This window comes from Candidatus Neomarinimicrobiota bacterium, assembly GCA_022560655.1.
Classification (GTDB): Bacteria; Fidelibacterota; Marinisomatia; order SCGC-AAA003-L08; family TS1B11; genus JADFSS01.
Window position 1 is genome coordinate 1 of the sequence record JADFSS010000012.1, and the last position, 23167, is coordinate 23167.

Genomic DNA, 23167 nt, shown 5'->3' on the forward strand with positions numbered 1-23167 from the left:
ACCTCCGCGGCGATCCTGGCTCCCGGTCCTCGGGCAGGGGTCAGACGCCCGGCCAGCCCGCGGTGCTGACTCAGCTCGATGGGCTTCAGCAGCAGCGGGGCGGCTTCCCGAGGCATCGGGACAGGTTCCGGCGGACCTTCCGGACGCTCCTCCCGCACGGCGATAACCTCGCCCAGTTCCCGGGCCAGAGCCTCCATGCGCCGCAGGAACTCCCCCGGCGTGGTGTCCAGCTTGATGCTGATGGCAGGCAGGCGGTCTTTCACGGACGACTCCTTAGTCCACGACCCCTAGTTTCACCCCGCGCTGCCCAATATTCAATTCTATTTTTTCATGTTCACTGGCAGGCCACCAACAGCCCCCGCTAGGCCCAACCCTGCTGGGCCTTAATCTCCTGGTAGGCCTCGTTGATGGCCTTGAACTTTTCCTCCGCGAATTGCCGGAATTCCTCGCCCAGGTGGTTCACCCGTCCCGGCGTTCGATGTCCACATCAAACTCGATCGAATAGGACTCGGGCATCGGCGGGATCAGGAGCCAGAAATACCGGCTAATGATCTTCTCGCAGGTGCCATAGAAGATGGCGTGTCCCCGGCAAATGTACCGCAGCTGTGCGTCTTCTCTGAACACCTCCACGCCAAAGCTATCGGCAGCGCAGCCGCCACCGCCTATTCCAATGCCCAAAAGGGTGTGGCTCGAGAAATCAATCTTGGGAAAACCAAAGATCGGCGGATCATCGGGATAGCCGCAATCCTTGACCATGCTGAAGGGGAGGAATTGGAACATCATGTCCTTGACCAAGGCCTCGTATTCTTCGTCGGTGAGCCCCGGGTTTTGCTGTTTCGCGGTTTCGAGAAGACCGGGATAAAAGCGCTCCCAATGACTGTCCAGTTTTTGCGTAAATCTATCGTCAAGGAACTGTTCGTATTCTTCTTGCGTCCGGACGACAAGCGTACCCGGAGCCATGATGTTGGGCATACACTTCAACGAAATCAGATCGAACGTCACCGATTCCAAGTCGTTTTCATCGTGAATTTCAGCACACGCGATCAGAAGTACCAGGCCGGAGAGGGATAAGTACCTATGTTTCATTATGTATCCCGCTAGGCCCAACCCTGCTCGGCCTTAATCTCCTGGTAGGCCTCGTTGATAGCCTTGAACTTTTCCTCCGCAACTTGCCGGAATTCCTCGCCCAGGTGGCTCACCTTGTCGGGGTGGTAGCGGTTGGCCATGCGGCGGTAGGCTTTTTTCACGCTGTCGGGGTCGGCGTTGGTGTCCACCTCCAGCACCTTGTAGGCGCTGGTGGTATCGCGGACAAACATGGCCTTGATGGACTCGAAATCCGCGGGGGCAATGCCCAGGTCGGCGGTGATGCGGGCGATGACCTTGATCTCGGCGGGGTGAATTTCACCGTCGGCTTGTGCCAGGCCGAACAGCAGGTGGAGCAGCTCCAGGCGGGAGGGGTGGTCCATGTGGCGGCGTATCTGGCGACAGACATCGCGCAGGGGGTAGTCCTGCTCCAGGATGTCCTTGAACAGGACCATCCGTTCCTGGGCGAATTCCGGGCCGAAAGTACGAATGAAGAAGTCCTTGACGAAATCGAGTTCGGACTTGAGGAGGCGCTTATCGGCGCGCATGACCGCCCCCAGTAGTACCAGCAGCGACACGCCGAAGTCGCCGGGGCGGGTGCGGGGGTAGGCGTCCGTCCGGCGGGCGGCACCCCCGAAGCGCTGGGCGCGCAGGGACCCCAGGGCAAAGCCCACGATGAGCCCGATAGGCCCTGCAACGGCCCAGCCCAGGCCGCCCCACAGCCATTTCTCCCAACCGGGCATCAGGGCACTCCCGGGGGACTAGCCGTCACGGACAGGCGCATATTCTCAGCCTCATACGCGGAACTTATGCCTGTGCGGTGAGGTGCCACAAGGCATGATCAGGCTACGGGCTGCGTGGCGCTTACGGCGCGCCCGCCAAGGGCGTCAAGGGTCACAGTGGCGGCAGATCGGTCACCAGGTGTGGACTTCGCGGCGGGGAGTGTCTATCTTCCGCATGATGCTCCACCGGACCCGACCCAGATGACCCGCCGCCCCAGCACCCGGGCAACCTGGGGCCAGACTGCCCGCGCCGCTACGGGGCTACTGGCCCTGATGGTGGTCCTGGCGGGGACACTCCACGGGCAGTTCTACTTCGGGCGCAACAAGATCCAGTACGACCACTTCGACTGGCAGGTGCTCAGCACACCCCACTTTCAGATTTTCTACTACCCGGAGGAAGAGGAGCTGGCACGGGCGGCCGCTTTCTGGGCCGAGGAGGCGTTCGGCGAGCTGGAGCAGAAATTCAACCACACCCTGGCGCGCCAGGTGCCGCTGGTGATTTACAGCAACCACCTTCACTTTCAGCAGACCAACACGGCCCCGTTTATGATTCCCGAGGGCGTGGGAGGCTTTTTCGAGTTTGTCAAGGGGCGCGTGGTGCTGCCCAACAACGGTTCCATGTACGACTTCCGGCACGTCATCCGGCACGAGCTGGTGCACGTGTTCATGTACGCCAAGATCAACGGAAAGGCAGCGGAGTCGGGTGTTTGGGAACGGCGGCTGCCGCCCTTGTGGTTCATTGAGGGGCTGGCGGAGTGGTGGTCCATTGCGTGGGACAGCCAGGCGGAGATGGTCATCCGGGATGCCCTGCTGAACGACCATCTGCTGCCGCTGGAGAGTATGTCGCTGATGGCAGCGGGGTTCCTGATGTACAAGGAGGGGCAGTCGTTTCTGCGACACTTGGATGCCCAATACGGCTCCGACCGCATCCGGCAGGTCATGGAGGAGTTCTACGCCCACGATACGTTCGAGGAGGCGCTGGCGGCGGTGACGGGCAAACTCTATTCTGAACTCATGCGGGACTGGCGGCAAGCCCTGAAGCAGAGCTCCGCCAATGCCCTGGCGCAGCAGTCCCTGCCCGGCAACAATGCCCGGCAGCTGACCCGTGCCGGAGCCAACGTGGCCCCCTCGGTCTACCGCGACGGTAAGGGCCAGGACCACCTGGTCTACCTCTCCTCCCGGGACGGCTACACCAATATCTACCGGCAACGCCTGGGCAGTTCCAAGGAGGAGCTCCTGATCCGGGGCGAACGGACCGCCGATCTGGAATCGCTGCACTTCCTGCAGAGCGGGCTGAGCGTTTCAACCGGAGGTGTGCTGGCCTTTGTGACCAAATCCTACGAGCGGGATGAGATTCGGCTGGTGGACCTGGAGAGCCTTGAGGAGGTGGGCAGTTACATTCATCCCGAGCTGCCGACCCTCCGGTCGCCCAGTTGGTCGCCCGATGGCCGCAGCCTGGTTTTCAGTGCCCAGAACCGGGGCGGAGTCACCGATCTGTATCTCTGGTCCCTGGACGACAGCGCCGCCGTGCGCCTCACCGATGACATTTACCTGGACCGGGAGCCGAGTTTCAGCCCGGACGGCAACTCGGTGGTGTTCAGCTCCGACCGCGGCCGCCCGGAACTCGACGGGGGGACCAACCTGTTCCTCCTTAACCTGGCGACCCGGGAGCTGCGCATGCTGACCAGCGGCCGCCACAAGGACCGGCGGCCCCGGTGGGCCAGCGGCAGCCCCGAGACCATCCATTTCGTCTCCGACCGCTCGGGGACCCCCAATATCTGGCGGCTCGGGCTGCAGGGCGAGGGCGCCACCGGCAGCGGAAATCCCACCCTGACACCGGTGACCAACCTGCACGTGGGGGCCGTCGACATGCTGCCACTGGCGGGGGACAGCCTACTCATCACGACCTTCCAGGGCTACAGCTTCCAGCTGCAGCTGGCAGCACCGGACCCGGGTGAGCCACTGCCCAATGCCAGGTTGCCTGAGGGCTCTGCAGCCAACTGGACGCCGCCCCAATACGAGGGGCCCAGCACCACAAAAGGCCAGCCCTACCGCCTCAAGTATAGCCTAGACATCGCCCAGACGGCCGTCGCTTACGATCCCATCTTCGGATTTCTCGGTGGCGTCCAGGTGGGCGTGTCGGACATGCTGGGGAACCGCTACTACCACTTTCTGGTGGCCAATACGGCCCAGTCCAGTTCGCAGTTCCTGAGCCGCTTCAACCTGGCCGCCACCGCCGCCAACCTCACCCACAGGGTCAACTATGCCGGGGGTGTGTTCCGCTTCGCCAACGAGTACTTCGACCCGTTTCAGGGCTTTTTCTTCGAGGAGGCTGTGGGGGTCAGAGCGGCCATGAACTACCCGCTCAGCGTCTTCCGGCGGGTAGAGCTGAGCGGCAGCCTGTGGCAGTCACACAAGGAATTCTTCGGAGGACGGGGCACGACAGACGCCACACTGGCTTCCAACTACGTGTCGTTCGTCCACGACAATTCCCTGTGGGTCCCGGTGGGCCCCATCGACGGCTGGCGGCTGCGTGTTACGGCGGGGCAAACCTTTGACTTTTCCCGGTCGCGGATTCACAACTACACCCTGTTGCTGGACAACCGCGTCTATTTGCGGCTGGCCCGACGCCTGACTTTCGCCCAGCGCACCATGCTGTGGTACAACGACGGCACCGACATCCGGCGGTTCTACATCGGGGGGAGCTGGGGCCTGCGGGGCTACGGATTCACGGAAATATCCGGGCGCAAGTATATCATGTTGAACCACGAGCTGCGCTTCCCGTTCGCGAGCAGCCTGGTGCTGAATACGCGCTCTTTCGCCCTGGGCATGGCCCCCATTCGGGGCGCCCTGTTCTTCGACGTGGGCAATGCCTGGGACCAGGAATTCCCCGGCTTTATCGGCAGCTACGGGTTCGGCCTGCGGGGTGTGTTTATGGGCGGACTGGTGCTCCGCCTGGACTACGGCAAGCGTACCGATTTCCATTCCAAGGACAGTCCCTTGTTCAGCCAGTTCTTTTTCGGTTGGGATTTTTAGGCCATCATGACGGTGCTGAAAATGCATGCCCATAAGGTGCTGAGCCTACTGCTGGCGGGCCTGCTGGCCCAGGCGTGCAGCCGGGGTCCCCGCCTGACCCCTGACGAGCTGGCCGCAACGGATGCAAGGCCTGATCTAACGGGCGTACCGGAGCTGGCCTGGGAAGTGAAGCTGCCCTCGCCGCCCGCGGCCCTGCTCTCAACGGGAGCCGAAACCCTGATCATTACAACGCATCGTGGCGAGCTGTACACCTTTGACCTAGAGGCGGGGATGCGCGCCAGCCCCCTGAGGCAGCCGTTGCGTAAGTCGATCTCGGCCCAACTGGTGGATACAGAGCGGCCGGCCATTTACATTGCCTCCTCAGCGGCGGCGGAGCTGCGGGCCTATGGCCTGGCCGACGGCAAGATGCTGTGGAAAATGAAACGCCACCGGGTCACCGGCCCCATGGCGCTCATGGACGGCCTGCTGCTGACGGCCAGCCGGGCGGGCAAGGTTTCGGCCGTGGACGTGGAAGACGGCCACATCCTGTGGCAGCGGCAACTGCGGGGACGAATCTATCAGGGTGTGTGGCGGGTTGACAGCCTGGCGGTTGTGCTCACCGATGGCGGGATCCTCTATGCCTTCCGCCCCCGTCCGGGGATGGATACCAGCGAAGAAGACCTGGCCGACTATCCGCATGTGTGGCGGCACGAACTGGGTTTGAGGCCCAATGCGGTGTTGGCGGCCGGGTCGGAGCGACTGCTGCTGGGCGATTCGGACGGCCAGCTGGTGAGCATCCGGGTGGGTCGCGAGGAACCCGATTTTCAGGTCCGGCTGGATGCGCCGATCTACAGCCGTCCCCTGATAACCGACCAGCTCGTGGTGGTGGCAACCTCCGCCGGGGAGGTCAGCGCATGGCAGGCCAGCGACGGCGCCCCGGTGTGGCGGGTGCAGGGGAACGGGCTGGTCAGGGAACCCCTGCTGGCATCCGCGCACAGCGCCACCAGCCCCCCAACGGCGGTACTGGTGCCCTTTGCCCGGGGTGAGCTGCTGGCGCTGGAACTGGCCACGGGCCGGGAGCTGTGGCGGCATACGTTTGAGCGGCCCCTGTCGCTGGTTAAGCTCACGCCGGGCGGGGTGGTGGCGGTCAACCGGCGCAACGAGCTCAGTTATTTGCGCCTGAAGCAGTCGTCCATACTCCAGCGGCCATGAGCCCCAGGCTGGCCCTGCTGGGCTCCCTGCTGGCGGTGGGGGCCCTCGCAGGGCAGACGGCAGACTCCAGCGACCGGGCCCCCCTAGCGCTGCCGCCTGAGTACTTCCCAGTCTGGAGCCTGCCCCCAGGCGCGGTACCGCTACCGGCGGCAGACACACTAGCCCTGCCGGGAACGGACTCCCGCCAGCGTCCACGGCTGAAGTCGGCCCGCTGGCTGGGCGTGGGAGCAGCTGCGTTATTTAGCGTGCTGGCATACCAGACCTACCAGCAGGCCGACGCGGCCTACCGGGCCTACCGGCGCTCGGCCAATCCCACCGAGCTGGATGCCCTGTTCAAGGAGACTAAGCGCCTGGACCGCCGCGCGGGCTGGTATTATGCCGCGGCGGAGGCTGGGCTCGTACTGGCAACGGTGTCGGTTGTCCTGGGCCGATGATGCGCGGGGCGCTGCTGCTGGCCGGGCTGCTGACCTTGGCCTGCTCGGACCGGGCGCGATCCAATCCCCTTGACCCCCTGAATCCGGTCTCCCACGGCGCGCCGACGGGTTTCCACGCCGCCACCAACCGCGACACCGCCCACCTTGTCTGGCAGTCCATGGACGTGGATGGCCTGTTGGGCTACCGGATCCATCGTGGTGTCGGCAACAATCCGCTGGCGGAGCTGGACACCGTTCAGCCAGCGGTTACCCGCTTCATGGATACACCGCTGCAATACGACACGCGCTACGCGTATGCGGTACAGGCGATCACCCCGGAGGGGCAGCCAGCCATTTCGACGCCCGACACGGTGGTGCCGGGACCGCACAATTTCTGGTTGGCCGACTTTAACCGCGGCAGTGTTGAGCGGGTGACATACGACGGCGGTCACTTGCTTGGCCAGCGGCAGCTGATTTCCCCGGAGGCGGTGGCGTACCTGCCGCAGGAGGGGCTGTTGTGGGTGGCCGATTTCTTTGACCGGACCGTGTTGCTGCTGGATGCCGGCCTGCGCGAGCTGCTCACGATCCGCCTGCCGGGGACGCCTATCGAGCTGGCCGCTGATGAGGGCGGCTCAGCGGTCTACGTTCTGCAGATGGACCCCGATTCGATTTACCACCTGGGGACCGGGGGCCAGGTCCTGGAGGCGTTTGGCGCGCCAGCGGAGGTGAGCATCGGCGGCTCCCTGGCATATAATGGTGTAACGGGTGCCCTCTGGCTGGGCCAGCCGGTGACAACAACACAGGGCCGGGTCTATCACCGGGCGCTGGGCGCAGGAGGCGACTGGGCCTTGGCCGCCAGCGGGCCACCCCCCCGCCGCCTGGCCGCCGACCCCATCAACGGCGGCTGCTGGGTGGCGACCGATGCGGGGGTCGTCAAACTCGATCCGGCGGGAGGCAGGACGACGTTTCTCCCGGAGATGCAGGTCTGGGACGTAAGCGTGAATACTGCCAACGGCGACTGCTATTACGTGGGCTGGATACAGGCGGAGGACCGCTGGCAGGCGGGGCGCATCCACGGCTGGCCGGATGCCAAGATTGCCGTCATCCTGGACAATAGTTACACCTCCCTCGTCCGCATTCAGGCGCTGCCGGGTCCAGGACAGACCGGGTTTATTACCAGCCAATCCACCACCGGCCGCATCCTCCGATTTGACGGGGCCGGCCAGCTCATGGGCGTGCTGGAAAACTACAGTTTTCCCCTGGAATTCGCGCTGGAATAACAGCAGCTCCAGCGCCTATCGCGCAGGCAGACAGATGGTGGCGGCCTGTGTACCTAAATTAGCGGCCTTATGACCGCCATCTGGGCAGCCTTTTTGCTATACGCCGCCGGGGCGATTGCCCTGGGTTGGCGGGCCAACCGGCGCTCACGCGCCCAACGGGACCCCGCGGCCACTGAGGACGAATTCTGGACTGCCGGGCGGCAGCTGGACGGGCTATCCGTGGGGCTGTCCATCTCGGCGGGCTTCATGTCGGTGTCGTGGTCGTGTGTTTACGCGGTGCAACTGTTCTATTGGTACGGGCTGGGGGCGCTCTGGCTCATCACGATCCCGTGGCTGCTGAGCCTGGCCGGCATCTACCTGCTGGCACGTCGCTACCACGGGCTGAGAGCGTTCAGCCAGCCGGAAATGGTGGGTCTGCGCTTCGGCGCAGCGGCCCGGCGAACCGTGGCCCTGGCCCTCGCACTGGTATTTCTGATTTGGGGCGGCGCCGAAATCTACGTGGCGGCCACCCTGCTGGCGCCGCAAATGGGAACTTCGCCCCAGGTGGTCACCATCATGGTGAGCGTCGTCGTCGGGGTGTACGCCACCCTGGGCGGGTTCCGGGCGGTGGTTGCCACTGACAAGTTGCAGTACGTACTGGTGGCACTCTATATCGTGTCGATGGGCTGGCTGGCCGCCAAGGGGCTCGCTCTGCTTGACCAGGGGCTGCCACCGGCCGCCACTACGGGCACGAAGTCCCAGCTGGGCTGGACCCGGCTGCTGTCACCGGGCCTGGCTACCGTCGCACTGACGTTCCTGGCCTACCTGCCGGGCTGGTTATTTGAGACCGACCTGTGGCTGCGGGTACAGGCTGCCCGCGATGATCGCGCGGCCCGCAAGGGGGTGGCACTGGCCGGGGCCAATGCGCTGGTGTTCGTGGGCGTGCTGCCCCTGTTTATCGGCGTTGCGGCCCTGGCCCTGTTTCCGGTGGAGGGCGGAACTTACCCCGCAGTTGTGGGCGCGGAGGGTGATGCTATCTTCGCCGCACTGGTGACCCGCTATGCGCCCGGCTGGTTGGCGGTGCTGGTAGCGGTGGGACTGGTGGCCGCCGCCATGAGCACCATCGACACCACGGCCAATGTGGTGGCGCTGGCAGTGGCCTACGATATGCTGGAAACCCACCGGCGGCCCGGGGGGCGGTTGTGGTCGCGGGTAGCGACGGCGGGGAGCATGGTTGCAGCGGCCGTGGTGGCCCTCAACATCGAATCGCTGTGGGACCTTTTTTACCTGTCATCGGGCATCCTCACGGCAGCGGTGGCCTTTCCCGTGGCGGCGGTCTTCCTGCCGTGGGCCAATCGCCGCGGTGTGTTTTGGTCTGCCATGGCCGGGCTGGTGGGCATCATCGCGGCCTACTTCCTGGAAGCCAGAGGCCCCCTCCTGGTTTGGGAGCCAGTCTGGCTGGCGGATTCGGGGTTGGGCTTTATTTTGTGGGGGCTTGTGGCGGCGGTGACGGGCTATCTTCTGGGGTGGCGGGCGGATGCGATCGTCGCGCGATCCGCAGCACGGCGCTAGCATGAATCTTACCCGCGGGAACCCGCTGCTACCCGAACTGGTCCTCCTGCTGGCGGTGTTTATCTGGGGCGCCACTTTCACGGTGGTCAAGCAGGCCCTGGAATTCACATCACCGTTCATGTTCATGACCCTGCGCTTTGCCATAGCCCTGGCCATCATCTCCGTAGCGAGCGCGCCGAGGCTGGGCGCCATCACGCGGCGGGAACTGCTGGGGGGCGCCATCACCGGGGTTGCCCTGTTCGCCGGATTCGCCTTCCAGACCTGGGGCCTGGTCTATACCAGCGCCAGCAAATCGGCCTTCATCACCGGTCTGAATGTGGTGCTGGTGCCCATCATGCTGTTTGGGTTCAACCGTCGGCCGATTGCGGGCAAGCGCTGGGCGGCGGTGGGGCTGGCCACATTGGGCCTGTTACTGCTGACAGACCCCACCAGCGCCGCCGGACTCAACCGTGGTGACGTGCTCACCGTGGGTTGTGCCGCCGCCTTTGCAGGGCAGATCATATTTCTGAGCATCTATGCACCCACTGTCAACACGCTGCGCTACTTCTGGGTGCAGCTGATCACCGTCACCACCCTGGCGGCGGCCGCCACGCTGGCTGTGGGTGGCTGGCGAGTGACGCCAACGGCCACGCTATGGTGGAGCCTGGGCATCACCGGTGTGCTTGGCACCGCCCTGGCCTTCCTGGCACAAACCTGGGCGCAGCGACGCACCTCGCCGACCCGCACGGCCCTCATCCTGACGATGGAGCCGGTTGTCGGGGCGCTCTTTGCCGTCGTCGTGGCCGGAGAAACGCTCCCGGCGACCGCGTGGTTGGGGGGCATCATTGTGGTTGCGGCGATTGTGTGGTCCGAGCTGGGGGTGAGCGGGAGAGAAGCGCTCAGGACGAGAGGTGCGACACCAGAGCCTTGAGTGCCCCGGCCAGCTGCTCCCCATCGGGACCCGCCGCGCTCAGCACCGCCACATCTCGAAAGACGGCATCTTCTTCCAGGGCCCACGGTCCCGGCTCCGGTGTCAGCTGGAAGACGGCCACCGGCAGGCCGACCAGCGTGAGCGTCTCGCGGAGGAGCAGGCCCGTGCGCGCCCATATACCCGGTATGAGCAGGACGCCGGCCACCTTCCGGCGCTGGCGTTGAACGAGTTTGCTGGCCGCGGCTTCGTCCTGGAGCTGGGCAATGTGCAATTCTACACTCAACCCGGCTGCCTGACGGCGGAGAGCACGGTTCAGCTTGTCCAGGGTTAGCCGGCCACCCGCAGCTCGAGATACCAGACCGAGCAGATTGAGGTTGGGGCCGTACAGGACCAATATTCGCATGCCAGCTGCCTGCCCTACTCAGGCGCGGCTACGCCCCGCCGGGAGCACCGGGCACTGCCTGCAAGATAACATCGGGAATGGTCATACCTTCGAGGTACATGCGAATGAGCTCCCGATGGCAGGCGAACACCACCGGGGGCAGGTGTTGCCAGTCGAAGAAGGTCGCCTCGACGGCATCGTCGCCGGGTGCCAGCTCGCCCGATATGCCGTCGGCCGTGCAGCCAATGACCAGCACGTCGCCCCGGACGCCGCCTGGATGGGGGCAAACGCCCAGCAGTTTCAAGGTCTCCGCGGTGAGGCCGGTCTCTTCGGTCAGTTCTCTGCCAGCGGCCTGGGTCAGGCTTTCACGCAGCTCCATGAAACCGCCCGGCAGGCTCCAGTGGCCTTTGCCAGGGGGCACACCGCGCCTGATAAGCAGCAGTCGCCCTGCCGCGACCACCAAGATAACCACGGCGGGGAGGGGATTCTCATAGTGGATCGTGCCGCAGTTGGGACAGACCTGCCGGGAACGCCCATCAAACTGCCGGGTCTGATTCTGGGCCCCACAGTGGGAGCAGTATATCAGGTTGCCCACAAATCAAATTAGACTTGATTGGGAGGCATTCAAACTTGCTTTTTGCTACGCTGCCGTCCTAAACTGGTCTGTTGTGGCTGCAAAACCAATCCTTGCAGTGGGCTCCATCGCCCTCGATACCATTGAGACGCCCCATGGCGGGCGCCAGGAGGTATTGGGCGGGTCAGCCACCTTCTTCGGTGTGGCGGCAGCCCTGTTCGCCCCCGTGCGGCTGGTGGGCGTCGTTGGCACTGACTTTCCGGATGCAGGCTGGCAGCTGCTTGAAGACCGTGGCATCGATGTCACCGATGTTCAGCGTGTGAAAGGCGCCACTTTCCGCTGGGGTGGCCGCTACTCAGCCGACCTTGACAGCCGCGAAACGCTGTTCACGGAGCTGGGCGTGTTCAAAAACTTTCGACCCAGCCTTACGGATGCAAACCGTGACTGCCGGATCGTCTATCTGGGCAATATCCAGCCCAGCCTGCAGCTGGCCATCTGTGCCGAAATGCGCAACGGTCCGGCAATCATCAGCGACACGATGAATCTCTGGATCGACCGCAACCTTGATGAACTAAAGCAGGTTCTGGCCCTGAGCCATATCCTGCTTATCAGCGACGAGGAGGCCCTGCAGCTCACGGGCCAGAGCGAGGTGGCCCAGGCGACGGATCGCCTGCTGGAGCTGGGTCCCGCGACCGTGGTGGTCAAGCTGGGTCGGGCAGGCGCCATCCTGGCAACCGGCAGTGAGCGCACCCTCATCCCGATCTATCACCCGGCACCCCGGGTCGACCCCACTGGTGCCGGCGACAGCTTTGCCGGGGGCCTGATCGGACACCTGGCCAACCACGGCGGGGCCGACATGGTGGCCGCGGTCATCATGGGCACGGCCACGGCGTCTTATACCATCGAAGGATTTGGCCTGGAGGGTCTTTTGAAGGCCACACCAGAGGGCATTAGGGCCAGAGCGGAGGCCGTGCGGCAAGCGATGGACTAATCCTTCGTTCCACCAAACCGATGGTTGTATATTCATTAACAGAGTGGTACCACAGGTGCCCAAGGACATAGAGGCAAATCCGTGAACAACAAAATTGCTTTCCTGGCGGGGTCATTACTCCTGGCTGCCTTGGGTTGCGAGAGCCAGGAATTTGTATCCGCCAAAATGTATATCCAGCAAGATGACCTGGAAAGCGCGGAGGAATACTTCCTCCTCGCAATGGACGTGGAAACCGAACAGCGCAATGCGGTGGTGCCATTTCTGCTCGCCCGGGACGTTTACGCCAAGCAACGGCGTTATGAGGACATGAACCGCATGCTGGATGAAGCCCTGCGGCGTAATCCCGCCCAAAGGCTGGACAATTTTGCGATGGATGAACTCGTACTGAACCTGCGGCGGATGGAGTGGTCCGCGGCTTACAAGCAGGCCGCTGCGCTATATAATGCGGTGATCGCCGAAACGGGCGGCGCCCCCCCGAACGACCTCCAGCGGGAGCAGCTGATCAAGGCCAAGGACCATTTCAAAACGGCCATCCTCATCTGGCCCGAAGAGCCATCAACGTTTGCAAACCTGGTTTATTGCTACCGCCACCTGGGAGATACGGAGAGCGAGAGGGCCGCCATTGCAACCGCCCTGGAGAAGGACCCCGAGAATGGCGTGATACTGCTCCTGGCCGGGGAGCAGGCCTGGAAGCTAGACGAACGGGAGCGCGCACTGGGGCTATACCGCCGCGCCTTGGAGGCCATGCCCGACAATATCGATGCGATGCAACGGCTGACGACGGCCTACCTTGAACTGGGTGACCGCGAGTCTGCACTGGAAACATTGGAGCTCACCCAGCGGCACGCCCCCAAGGACCCCGACGTTTACTACAATATCGGGACGGTCTATGCCAACATTGGAAATGATGCCGTGCAGCGGGGGCAATCACTCTACCGCGATGCCGTCGGTATGGAGGAGATACCCGTTCATAAACTCGTTGAGGCGGAAGAGGATTTCAAGCAGGCTCAGAGGGCGTTTTCAGAATCTCTTTATTTCATGGATAACACGTTGGCACTCAATCCGGATGATGAGGCGGCCACCCGCGCGATCAACGAAATACAGAAGATGAAAAAAATTCTCATCACGCTCCAGCGGTCCACTGAAGAGCTGATCAAACAGCGTGAGTGATCCCCGCCTAACGGTGGCGACCCGTTCGATGGGGGTCGTTGCGCTGGTGGGTCTGGTCATGCTTACCACGGGCACCCTGTGGGCCGCCCACTACGGCAAGGGGGCCCGGTCTGCCAGCACCAACGCCCCCGGCGAGCCGTCCTGCCAAGCCAGGAAGTGCCACACCCAGAACGAGCTGAACAGCGGCAATGGATCGTTGCAGCTGGCCGGGATTCCTAAATTTTACGAGCCGCTGAAGCGCTATACGGTTACCGTCACGCTGCAGCAAGAGGGGCAAAAGCGCTGGGGGTTTCAGGTCACCGCGCTGGATTCGAACAATCTGCCCATAGGCGATTTCTGGCTTAAGGACGAGGAACAGACCCAACAGAAAACACACACCTTTGAGGATGGCTCGGTACGCCAGTACGTGGAACACACGCTCAAAGGATCTTTCATGGGCCAACTGGACGGCCCGGTGGGCTGGCAATTTGGCTGGACGGCGCCGGGCAAAGGGGCGGGGCCGGTTTACTTTTACACCGCTGCCAATGCGGCCAACTTCAACAAGAAGCCCTGGGGCGACTATATTTACACCCATGTTGACACTGCCGAATCATCGGCACCCAGCCTGTAGCGCCCGCGCTCCCCTGCAGGGACAGACGCTGGGGGTGACGAGTCCGGCCACGCTCAACTTATCGCCAGCCCTGGAAACGGCCCCGTGGGCAGTGCTCCAGCTGCCGAGGGCACACTCATGGTCACCGTAAGCGCCGTCCACGGGCGGGAGGTGCTGGACTCCCGGGGTAACCCTACCGTTGAGGTGGAGGCACACCTGAGTGACGGGAGCCAAGGCCGAGCCATCGTCCCCTCGGGCGCATCCACCGGCAAACACGAAGCGGTGGAGCTGCGGGACGAGGACAGCCGCTATCTGGGGCGGGGTGTCCGCAAGGCCGTCGCGCACGTGAATGGCGAGCTGGCCCAGGCAGTGCAAGGCCGCGACGCGTCCGATCAGGCGGCCATCGACGAGGCTATGATCGCCCTCGACGGCACGCCCAACAAAGGACGTTTAGGCGCCAACGCCATCCTGGGTGTTTCACTGGCCGTGGCCCACGCCGCCGCCGCTGCTGCGGGGCTGCCCCTGTACGCCTACCTGGCCGGAGCGCAAAGTCCCCGCACCTTGCCCATTCCCATGATGAACATTATCAACGGTGGCCTGCACGCCGACAACAACGTGGACATCCAGGAATTCATGGTCTACCCGGTTGGGGCCGACTCCTTCTCCGAGGCGCTGCAGATGGGGGTGGAAACCTTTCACCAGCTCAAAGCCCAGCTCAAGAGCAAGGGACTGACCACGGCCGTGGGCGATGAGGGCGGCTTTGCCCCGGACCTGGCCTCCAACGAGGCGGCCATCGAATACATTCTGGAGGCTATCCAGCGCACCGGATACCGGTCCGGTGACCAGCTCTACCTGGCGTTGGATGCCGCCGCCAGCTCATTCTATGATGCGGGGTCCGGGCGCTATCGTCTGGCCTCCGAGGGAAAGGACTTCTCCGCCGAGGAGCTCATTGACTACTACGAGCGGTTGGTCCTTTCCTACCCCATCCTGTCGCTTGAGGACGGGCTGGCCGAAGATGACTGGACCCACTGGCCGCTGCTCCAACAGCGTCTGGGCGGCAGTGTGCAGATTGTTGGTGACGATCTTACCGTCACCAACCCCCAGCGCCTCCAGAAGGCCATCGATACGGGGGCCATGAACGCCATCCTGATCAAACTGAACCAGATCGGCACGCTGACGGAAACCCTGCAAACCGTGGCCCAGGCCCGGGCTGCCGGGTTCGGGACGGTCGTATCTCACCGCTCGGGTGAGACCGAGGATACCACCATTGCCGATCTGGCCGTGGCGACGGGAGTAGGACAGATCAAGGCCGGCTCGGCAAGCCGCAGCGAGCGGGTGGCCAAGTATAACCAGCTCCTGCGCATCGAGGAGGCCCTGGGAGCCGAAGCCCACTATCCCGGCATGGAGGCACTGCCCATATCCCGGAGCGAGGTGTCCTCAACGTGACCCGGCGCTCAGTCCGTCGTCAGCGCAGGCTCAATGCCCAGCATCGCCGAGGGCGATTCAAGGTTTGGATCAGCGTGCTGGTCGTCGTGGTTGTGCTCCTAATTGTTGCCCTTAACCGGCAGGGGCTGGGCAGATTATACCGGTTTAAGGCCGAGCAGGCACGGCTCGAGCTGGAAATTGCGGCCCTGGAGGCCCGGGCGGTGGAACTAAAGGTGGAGCGAGCCCACTTGGAGGTCGACATGGCCTACATTGAACGGCTGGCCAGGGAGAAATATCGCATGGTAAAACGGGGGGAGAAAGTATTCCGGGTGATGCCCAACAGCCCACCGACGGGTGGGGAGGTGGAAGAAAACGATCCCCCATAGCGCTGGATTCACCCTTGTTCTGTGTCTCTGGCTGACGCCACTGTCGGGCGCCTTTGAGGGGGCAGGTCTGTTTCGGACCGTCGGCGGCGGGGCTGAAGGCATTTTTCCGCCCGCCATGAACAATCCCGCCCGCCTGCCGGACCGGCCGTTGTGGTTGGCGCTGGGGTGGGGACAACCCCTGGGGTTGCCGTGGGCCAGCTATGGGAGCGCCTCGTTGGGCGGGGCGATCCACGACTGGCGGGGCGCGGCTGGCGTGTGGAGCTCGGGCGACGAGATCTACCGGGAAGTGAGCCTCAGCGCCGCCTTTGCCCGGCACATTCCCGGACTCTTTACCGCCGGTTTCAGTCTCGCTTACAACCAGGTCTCGATTCAAGACTTTCCACCGGCGCAGTCGGAGCTCCTCATTGGCCTGGGGATTGTAGCGCCTTTCACCAGCAGCAGCGAATTCAGTCTGTGGTATGCGGGCCAAACCCTCACCGATGAGCAGGCTTACCAAAGCCTGGGCCGGCAGCTGTATCAGTTGGCGGTAAGTTCGCGCGCTGGAGAGGCAGCCCGTTGGACCCTGGCGTTGGAGAAAACACCGGGTTACGACTTGCGCCAGTTGGCAGAGTTCAACCTGTTGGCCCGGCAAGGGGCGGCCCTACAGCTGGGGTATCGCACGAGCCCTGGCACAACCTACGTTGGGGTGCAGCTGCCTCTGCGGCGATTGTCCGTCAGCCTCCGGGTAAATATCCAGCCCCTGTTCGGGCTCTCCACCGCTATTGGCATCAGTTACAAGTAGGCTCCTGCCGGCCCTATTTATCGCGCTCCTTCGAGCGCAATCGCCCGAGCCTTTCAGCGGCGCCGTGCGCCACCTGCAGCTGCTCTCGGATGACGACCTTGCAGGCCTGTCATCCTTGTTGGACAATCCCATCAGCCTCAACGACGCCACAGAGAGCGACCTGTGGTTCTTGAGTGCTTCGCTGGTTGCTGCAATCGTCTCGGCAAAGGGGGCCGTGAATTTTCGCGACTGGGCCGATGTGGCCCGGCGCACGGCACTCCCGCTGGCGGCCATCAACGCGCTGCGACCCTTTTTCCGGCTACCCGACCCCGACCAGCTGGAAGCCCGTATATCGACCCGTGTCACAGCAACCGGTAGCGATGAGCGCCTTCGTACCCGGTTGAACCTGAGCTCAGGCTCCTGGCAGGCCCAATGGGTGCTTCAGAGGGACCCGGAGGAGTACAATCTGGCCGACCTGTCTGCCCTGAGCCTGAGTTTGCGCCGGGACTGGGGGCAGGTGGTCTTGGGAACGCACCGTATGAACTGGGGACTGGGATTGGTGTTGGCCGGAGAATTCGCCACGCCAAGGGGCGAGGCCCTCCTGCGGCCGGTGTCACGACTGGTGCGCCTGCGAACGGGTTTCAGCAACAGCAACATCGGCGCGCTGCGGGGGGCCGCCGCCGATATCCAGTGGGAGCGCCTGCGACTGGTGGCCGGCACTAGCGCCCGGCAAACCGACATTACCCGCGGCCCCGATGGCGGGCCCCGGGTGGTGGCCTACCGCACTCACGACGCACCGGCAGCCACCACGGGCGAGACCTTGCACTACCTCGCAACCACCATCACCGTGCTGGGTACGCGTGTTGGCGGGCTGGTCAGCCGCTATCACCTGCAGGCTACGGCGGAGACGGACCTGCTGCGGGACATGATCTACTCACTGGTGATCCAGCGCGAGTATCAAGGCCAGCTGGGCGCATGGCAGGCGACCCACGAACAGGCGCTGCGAACGACCTCCACGGGACCAGCTAGGGGCCAGAATGCGAGCCAGACCCGCCTGACGTTTGCATCACCCCGGGGGCTGGGCAGAGCGCAGCTGCGCCTGGCGCTGATGTATCGGCGCTACCCGCCGGGTTGGACCCCACTGCGTGGTCGGGCGGTAGGCCGGCGGGTAAGCCGGGGCAATGAATCCGGGTGGTTTTTCGGCTGGCGCATAAGCCGCAGCCGCCTTCGGGTCCACGGCTACCTGGACCTGTACCAGCAGAGGGAGGCCGAATCAGCCGGCGGCTGGCCCCGGGGCGGATCGGAGTGGGGGCTTACCGCCACGGCAAGCAAGCGCCCCGCCGAGGTATCCGCCTACTACCGCCAACGGGAGGAGGTCTCCACGAGCACCGTTCTAGACGGCAGGGGGCTGGAAGTGGTGGCGCAGCAGCTGGCCCGGTCACACTATGCCAGCCTCACTTGGGCACACGCTTGGTCCGCGGCTATCAGCACCCGGCTGATCGCCAGAGTCAACGTTTTTCCGCAGAACGGCCAGGTGCTCTGGGGGCGGGCAACCGGGGGCAGGCTGCTGCTCAGGATACGCTCGGCAAGTTCACTTGCTCTAGGTCTGCACACCTACCGGAGCGACGGGTGGGAGCAACGTGTCACGATCTATGAAGATGGCCTGCCCGGAGAATTCAACCTGCGGGCTCTGTCCGGCCGTGGGGTGCGCGTTCATACCCGTTGGGGACTGAACATCGGCAAAGGCGAGCTCTCCATCCGGGCGGCTTGGCAGTGGCAGCGAAGCAGTTCAGACCCTGCAGTGCTTGAAAGAACTGTTCAGACCGGCCTTCAGATGGATGTTGCACTGTAGCCGGCCCTCCTCTAAGTTTTCCTCCCGAGGACGCTAATTGACCGCATGCGACAAGTCAGCAGGAATCCCCACACGCACTCCACCCCGATGAGGCGCCGCCCAATCAGCGCACACTCGAGCCACCTGGGCTGGCTGCCCTATGTGGTCATGGTCATGCTGGCCAATGTTGTCCGCCCGGATGAAATACGGGTCGTGTTTCCCAACCAGCCAAATCGCCAGGAAGCGCTGCGTACCTTTTTTCGTGGCGACGTAGAGTATCTGAACAGCCGAGAGCTGGCCACCATATTTTCAGTCAATACATACGTCAATGATGACGTGAACAAGCTGGTGCTCTATTTTCGGGAGGGCGACGTCAAAATTACGGCGTTTTCATCTTTCGTGGTGGTGGACGAGCAGGCTTACCAGATGCCCTTGCCGGCCTATTTTGACGGCCAAGACTATTTCCTACCGGCGCAGTCCTTCTTTACCGTGCTGGGCGCAACCGTCTTGCGAGGCGCTCGCTATGATGTTGTTGACCGCACTTTCATCGGGCCATCTGCTCACACGGTATACAACATCCACTCTGCCACGGTAGAATCCAAGCAGAACGGCACCCTTATCCGGGTGAAGACCAGCAAGCGCTTCGACGGCCGCAACATCGTGCGGTATATCACCGATAACGGCTGGCTGGTTGTGCAAGTGCCGGGCGGCATCGTGGATACGCTGGCGCTGAAGCGGTCGTTGCTGGGGGGGATCATCAGGGCTGCATGGGGACGCCAGCTCGAGCGCTCAGCGGAGCTGCGTTTCAAGCTTGCCGAGAAGGTGAGCCTGCCGGAAGTCTACCAGGTTGACCAGGGCGCCGAACTACACGTGGCCATCCGCAATCCCGTGCGGAAGAACCGCGACCGCCGCGCGGCCATGCGGGAGCAGTGGTTCCTGGACACCATCGTCCTGGACCCGGGACACGGCGGCATCGATGCGGGCACGCTGGGTAAAGGGGGCCTGAAGGAAAAGACCGTGACGCTGGACGTGGCGCTACGCCTGGGTCGCCTCATCAAGCGCAAGACCAATTTGCGGGTGGTATACACCCGGGACGAGGATGTCTTTATCCCCCTTTGGCAGCGCACCAAGATTTCCAACGAGGCGGGCGGGAAACTGTTCATTTCCATCCATGCCAACGGGGTGGATAACAGGTCGGCCCATGGCTTTGAGACCTGGTTACTGGCGCCGGCGAATACTGAGGAAGCCATCGAGGTGGCCCGGCTGGAAAATGCCGTGATCGCATTGGAGGAGTCGAACCACACCTACCAGGATTTTTCCGATGAGGCGCTCATCCTGTCCACCATGGCCCACAGTACCTGGATGAAGGATAGTGAGGTGCTGGCCGAATTCATTCAGGCGGAGCTGGCGAAGCGGCTCGACGCGCCCAACCGGGGGGTGAAGCAGGCGGGATTCCTGGTGCTCATCGGGGCCACCATGCCCAATGTTCTGGTGGAGGTGGGCTTCATCAGCAACCGCATCGAGGAGAAAAAACTCACCCAGAACGAATACCGGCAGAACCTGGCAGAGGGTCTTCTCGCGGCCATTGTGCGTTTCAAGGAAAAGTATGAGGGCACCATGCTTGCGAAGCAGTAGTCGGCACGCCGTCAACCCCAGTCCAGGTCCGCCTGTCGGGCCAAGATCAGCCCAACCTCAAAACATGCTCCACTCCCGTCACGAGACCGAACGCCCCCATCTGGATTATCTGTTCGGCCTTGAGCGTCGCGGCATCAAGCTGGGGCTGGGCCCCACCACCGAGCTGCTCAGGCGCTGCGGAGACCCCCAGAGCGACCTGTCCATTGTGCAGATTGCCGGCACCAACGGCAAAGGAACCACGGCCGCCCTTACTGCCCGCATCCTCCAGGAGCATGGCCGGCGGGTGGGGCTGTTTACATCGCCACACCTGCTGCGGCTCCACGAACGCATCCGCGTTGATGGAGCCCCTATTGAGGACGGCTATATCATCGCTTGGCTTGACCGGCAACGGCCGGACATCGAAGCGATTCCGGCCACGTTCTTCGAGGCTATCACCGCTCTAGCTCTGTGCTATTTCAGTGACCGGCAAGTGGATGTGGCCGTGCTGGAGACCGGGCTGGGTGGCCGCCTGGATTCCACCACCGCCACAACCCCCTCCTGGACTGCCCTGACACCCATCGCCATGGATCACATGGACATGTTGGGCGATACGCTGGAAGCGATTGCCCGCGAGAAGGCGGGTATCCTGAAACCGGGCGTGCCGTGCTACTCGGCCCAGCAGAGACCCGAGGTGGAAGCGGTTATTCGGGCTGAAGCGCAGCGGGCGGCCGCGCCTGTTATTGACCTTGACCCACACGAACAAGTTCCCCAACCACGCAACCTGGCAGGCGCCCATCAGCATGCGAATGCCCGGTTGGCCTGGGCACTGACGCAGGGCATATTGGGCGGCGACTTTGACAGTGGCCGTGCAACCCGTGCGGTGGCAGCCACCATCTGGCCCGGCCGATACCAGCAACTTGGATCGCACCCGAAAATCATTTACGACGTGGCGCACAACCCTCACGGGATGGCCGCCTTTCTGGGAACGCTGGCCGCCGAGCCCGTCCGGGGACGCCGGAGGCTGGTGCTGGCCCTGCAGGAAGGCAAGGGGGCTGAAGAACTGCTGAGTCTGCTGCTACCAGTATTCGACGCTGTCACGTTTACCCAGACCGAAACGCGGCATTTCATTCCCGCCGCGCACCTGGCGAAGCTCGCAGCGGGTGGAAAGCATCGAACCCGAACTGAGCCGAACCCGATCGCAGCAATTGCGGCAATTCTCTCGGAGGCGGGGCAGGATGACCTGGTGGTCATCCTGGGGTCGCACTATCTGGGTCCGGCAGTTGCGGAGGTGTTCAAGATTTCATTTGACAACCTGTGATAAATGAGACAATTTATGGGCAAGCGCCTTACCCCGCTGATTTGATCCCAGAAATCATCGTCTTCAACCGCATAATTCGTTGCAAAAGGCGTAGCAGCTAAAACAGGACGACAACTGGTGTAGGACCGAAGGGGATGATCGACTGGTGGCGGGGAACTTTGGGGCGTAGAAAACATTTTATTGGGGACCGGCGGGCTGCAGATTAGCCGGTCGTGGCGCGGCAGCGTCAAGCAACCGACCCTTTTATTTGCATCCAAGTCCAGGGACTCATGCACGGCATGAGTTCTCATATTGCAACCGGAACGCAACGAGCGTTCCAGACCGTTTTTTCTAACCGCAGGGACCTATTATGGACCTGTATGCTGGCAACTGGATACAAAAGCAGTGCCGGCTTCAGGGTGCTGGCCGCTGCCGGCATCAACGATCCCAATTGATAACCCGTATTAGAATCTGAATTTTTCATGGCAGAGACGACTCAAATGGACATTAGTGAACTGCAATCACTGCGGGTGAAGGACCTCACCAAATTGGCGCAGGACCTGGAGGTCAGCGAGTTTTCGGGGTTAAAGAAACACGAGCTGATCATGAAGATCCTGGAATTCCAGGCCCAGAAGCAGGGGAACGTGTATGCCCGTGGGGTCCTGGAGATCATGCCCGATGGTTACGGCTTCCTGCGCTCGCCCGATTACAACTACCTCCCGGGCCCCGATGATATATATGTGTCCCCGTCGCAGATCAAACGGTTCGGCCTGCGCACAGGGCACCTCATCAGTGGTCAGGTGCGACCCCCCAAGGACAATGAACGCTTTTTTGCTCTGCTGCGCGTGGATGCTGTTAACGGTATCTCGCCGGATGAGATCAAGACGTACCCCCACTTTGAGGACTTGACGCCTGAATTCCCCACTGAGCATCTGGTCCTGGAAACCACCGCCAAGGAGAGCTCTGCGCGCATCATTGACCTGGTGGCACCCATCGGTCTGGGCCAGAGGGCACTCATTCCGGCGCAGCCCAAGACGGGTAAGACCATCCTTCTGCAGAAAATTGCCAACGCCGTGTCGCAGAATTATCCCGACCTCTTCATGATTATCCTGCTCATTGATGAGCGTCCCGAGGAGGTCACTGAAATGAAGCGGGGGGTGGATGCCGAAGTCATATCCTCTACCTTTGACGAGCCTCCCGAGCGTCACGTTCAAGTGGCCGAAATGGTGCTTCAGCGGGCCCGACGAATGGTGGAGGTGGGTAAGGATGTCATGATTCTGCTGGATTCCATTACCCGTCTTGCCCGGGCAAATAACACGGTGATTCCTCACAGTGGAAAAATTTTGTCGGGAGGCGTGGACGCAAACGCGCTGCAGAGACCCAAGCGCTTCTTCGGCGCGGCCCGAAATATTGAGGAAGGCGGCAGCCTCACGATCGTGGCCACAGCTCTCATCGATACGGGCAGCCGCATGGACGACGTCATTTTTGAGGAGTTCAAGGGTACCGGCAACATGGAACTGGTGTTGGACCGCAACCTCAGCAACCGCCGCGTCTACCCGTCCATCGACATCAATCGCTCCGGCACTCGGCGCGAGGAAAAGCTGCTCAGCCGGAAGGACCTGTCGCGCATCTGGATACTGCGGCGGTTGCTGAGCGAGATGAGCGTGGTGGAGGCCATGGAATTCCTGCTGGACCGCCTCCAACGCACCAAGACCAACCGGGAATTTCTGGATACGATGGGTAGCTAGACCGGTGTACTGACAACCCGGGTCCACCAGCGACTCCGGCTGGGTTGTCATCGGCGGCAAGTCCCCGCCGTCCTGGGGCCACCACTAGCGCTAGGCTCCGTGGCCCTGATTCCGTGAAACATGGCCGCCGCTTGCATTCATTCCGCACTGGGCG

Annotated in this window: 21 protein-coding genes; 16 read left to right on the forward strand and 5 right to left on the reverse strand. The window is 62.9% G+C overall.

Annotation, left to right across the window (positions count from 1 at the left end; translation table 11 throughout):
* The 3 genes from IH971_03330 to IH971_03340 all read right to left on the reverse strand — a co-directional run.
* The coding region (locus IH971_03330; GenBank protein ID MCH7496866.1) for a hypothetical protein at positions 1-263 on the reverse strand (263 nt) is incomplete at its 3' end.
* Between the two features lie 196 nt (positions 264-459).
* Positions 460-1086 (reverse strand): hypothetical protein, encoded by a 627-nt coding sequence (locus tag IH971_03335; GenBank protein ID MCH7496867.1) that lies wholly within the window; start codon positions 1084-1086, stop codon positions 460-462.
* Positions 1087-1097: 11 nt separating this feature from the next.
* Positions 1098-1826: a TerB family tellurite resistance protein gene (locus tag IH971_03340; protein ID MCH7496868.1), complete on the reverse strand. Its 729-nt coding sequence runs from the start codon at positions 1824-1826 to the stop codon at positions 1098-1100.
* Between the two features lie 240 nt (positions 1827-2066).
* Here IH971_03340 and IH971_03345 point away from each other — a divergent pair, with 240 nt between their 5' ends.
* The 6 genes from IH971_03345 to IH971_03370 all read left to right on the forward strand — a co-directional run bounded on the left by IH971_03345 (position 2067) and on the right by IH971_03370 (position 10246).
* A complete protein-coding gene (locus tag IH971_03345) occupies positions 2067-4901 on the forward strand; it encodes a PD40 domain-containing protein (GenBank protein ID MCH7496869.1) in 2835 nt (944 codons plus the stop codon).
* A 6-nt stretch (positions 4902-4907) separates the two neighbouring features.
* On the forward strand, positions 4908-6092 hold the full coding sequence (locus IH971_03350; GenBank protein MCH7496870.1) for a PQQ-like beta-propeller repeat protein: 1185 nt from the start codon (positions 4908-4910) through the stop codon (positions 6090-6092).
* A complete protein-coding gene (locus tag IH971_03355; GenBank protein MCH7496871.1) occupies positions 6089-6526 on the forward strand; it encodes a hypothetical protein in 438 nt (145 codons plus the stop codon). The genes IH971_03350 and IH971_03355 overlap by 4 nt, the downstream gene beginning before the upstream one ends.
* Positions 6523-7785: a hypothetical protein gene (locus tag IH971_03360; protein MCH7496872.1), complete on the forward strand. Its 1263-nt coding sequence runs from the start codon at positions 6523-6525 to the stop codon at positions 7783-7785. Before IH971_03355 ends, IH971_03360 begins: the two co-directional genes overlap by 4 nt.
* A gap of 69 nt (positions 7786-7854) precedes the next feature.
* Positions 7855-9336 (forward strand): hypothetical protein, encoded by a 1482-nt coding sequence (locus IH971_03365; GenBank protein MCH7496873.1) that lies wholly within the window; start codon positions 7855-7857, stop codon positions 9334-9336.
* A gap of 1 nt (position 9337) precedes the next feature.
* Positions 9338-10246 carry a DMT family transporter gene (locus tag IH971_03370; GenBank protein MCH7496874.1) on the forward strand — a complete coding sequence of 303 codons (909 nt, stop codon included), beginning with the start codon at positions 9338-9340 and terminating at the stop codon, positions 10244-10246.
* Here IH971_03370 and IH971_03375 read toward each other — a convergent pair.
* Positions 10215-10649 carry a type II 3-dehydroquinate dehydratase gene (locus IH971_03375; protein ID MCH7496875.1) on the reverse strand — a complete coding sequence of 145 codons (435 nt, stop codon included), beginning with the start codon at positions 10647-10649 and terminating at the stop codon, positions 10215-10217. The genes IH971_03370 and IH971_03375 overlap by 32 nt on opposite strands.
* 28 nt (positions 10650-10677) lie before the next feature.
* Positions 10678-11223, reverse strand: coding sequence for an NUDIX hydrolase (locus IH971_03380; GenBank protein ID MCH7496876.1), 546 nt, complete (start codon positions 11221-11223; stop codon positions 10678-10680).
* A gap of 73 nt (positions 11224-11296) precedes the next feature.
* On the opposite strand from IH971_03380, the gene IH971_03385 reads away from it, so the two are divergent.
* The 10 genes from IH971_03385 (at position 11297) to rho (ending at position 23013) form a co-directional block, all read left to right on the forward strand.
* Positions 11297-12193 (forward strand): sugar kinase, encoded by an 897-nt coding sequence (locus tag IH971_03385; protein MCH7496877.1) that lies wholly within the window; start codon positions 11297-11299, stop codon positions 12191-12193.
* A gap of 81 nt (positions 12194-12274) precedes the next feature.
* Entirely contained in the window at positions 12275-13363 is a 1089-nt protein-coding gene (locus IH971_03390) for a tetratricopeptide repeat protein (GenBank protein ID MCH7496878.1), read from the forward strand.
* On the forward strand, positions 13356-13973 hold the full coding sequence (locus IH971_03395) for a hypothetical protein (GenBank protein ID MCH7496879.1): 618 nt from the start codon (positions 13356-13358) through the stop codon (positions 13971-13973). Before IH971_03390 ends, IH971_03395 begins: the two co-directional genes overlap by 8 nt.
* 117 nt (positions 13974-14090) lie before the next feature.
* Positions 14091-15398, forward strand: a complete 1308-nt coding sequence (gene eno / locus IH971_03400) for a phosphopyruvate hydratase (protein ID MCH7496880.1) — start codon at positions 14091-14093, stop codon at positions 15396-15398.
* Positions 15395-15763: a septum formation initiator family protein gene (locus IH971_03405; GenBank protein ID MCH7496881.1), complete on the forward strand. Its 369-nt coding sequence runs from the start codon at positions 15395-15397 to the stop codon at positions 15761-15763. Before eno ends, IH971_03405 begins: the two co-directional genes overlap by 4 nt.
* A 115-nt stretch (positions 15764-15878) precedes the next feature.
* The gene (locus IH971_03410; protein MCH7496882.1) at positions 15879-16544 is read left to right on the forward strand and encodes a hypothetical protein; all 666 of its coding nucleotides are present in this window, start codon (positions 15879-15881) and stop codon (positions 16542-16544) included.
* Positions 16545-16608: 64 nt separating this feature from the next.
* Complete coding sequence (locus IH971_03415; GenBank protein ID MCH7496883.1) at positions 16609-18375, forward strand: hypothetical protein; 1767 nt, start codon at positions 16609-16611, stop codon at positions 18373-18375.
* Between the two features lie 87 nt (positions 18376-18462).
* Positions 18463-19989, forward strand: coding sequence for an N-acetylmuramoyl-L-alanine amidase (locus IH971_03420; GenBank protein MCH7496884.1), 1527 nt, complete (start codon positions 18463-18465; stop codon positions 19987-19989).
* Positions 19990-20053: 64 nt separating this feature from the next.
* Complete coding sequence (locus IH971_03425) at positions 20054-21286, forward strand: bifunctional folylpolyglutamate synthase/dihydrofolate synthase (protein ID MCH7496885.1); 1233 nt, start codon at positions 20054-20056, stop codon at positions 21284-21286.
* A gap of 479 nt (positions 21287-21765) precedes the next feature.
* Positions 21766-23013 (forward strand): transcription termination factor Rho, encoded by a 1248-nt coding sequence (rho, locus tag IH971_03430; GenBank protein ID MCH7496886.1) that lies wholly within the window; start codon positions 21766-21768, stop codon positions 23011-23013.
* Positions 23014-23167 lie beyond the last annotated feature (154 nt).

Coding starts and splice junctions, on each gene's coding strand:
- rho (MCH7496886.1), top strand. CDS start 21,766: ATGGACATTAGTGAACTGCAATCACTGCGGGTGAAGGACCTCACCAAA.
- IH971_03360 (MCH7496872.1), top strand. CDS start 6,523: ATGATGCGCGGGGCGCTGCTGCTGGCCGGGCTGCTGACCTTGGCCTGC.
- eno (MCH7496880.1), top strand. CDS start 14,091: ATGGTCACCGTAAGCGCCGTCCACGGGCGGGAGGTGCTGGACTCCCGG.
- IH971_03370 (MCH7496874.1), top strand. CDS start 9,338: ATGAATCTTACCCGCGGGAACCCGCTGCTACCCGAACTGGTCCTCCTG.
- IH971_03365 (MCH7496873.1), top strand. CDS start 7,855: ATGACCGCCATCTGGGCAGCCTTTTTGCTATACGCCGCCGGGGCGATT.
- IH971_03420 (MCH7496884.1), top strand. CDS start 18,463: ATGAGGCGCCGCCCAATCAGCGCACACTCGAGCCACCTGGGCTGGCTG.
- IH971_03340 (MCH7496868.1), bottom strand. CDS start 1,826: ATGCCCGGTTGGGAGAAATGGCTGTGGGGCGGCCTGGGCTGGGCCGTT.
- IH971_03345 (MCH7496869.1), top strand. CDS start 2,067: ATGACCCGCCGCCCCAGCACCCGGGCAACCTGGGGCCAGACTGCCCGC.
- IH971_03425 (MCH7496885.1), top strand. CDS start 20,054: ATGCTCCACTCCCGTCACGAGACCGAACGCCCCCATCTGGATTATCTG.
- IH971_03375 (MCH7496875.1), bottom strand. CDS start 10,649: ATGCGAATATTGGTCCTGTACGGCCCCAACCTCAATCTGCTCGGTCTG.
- IH971_03350 (MCH7496870.1), top strand. CDS start 4,908: ATGACGGTGCTGAAAATGCATGCCCATAAGGTGCTGAGCCTACTGCTG.
- IH971_03410 (MCH7496882.1), top strand. CDS start 15,879: ATGAACAATCCCGCCCGCCTGCCGGACCGGCCGTTGTGGTTGGCGCTG.
- IH971_03355 (MCH7496871.1), top strand. CDS start 6,089: ATGAGCCCCAGGCTGGCCCTGCTGGGCTCCCTGCTGGCGGTGGGGGCC.
- IH971_03335 (MCH7496867.1), bottom strand. CDS start 1,086: ATGAAACATAGGTACTTATCCCTCTCCGGCCTGGTACTTCTGATCGCG.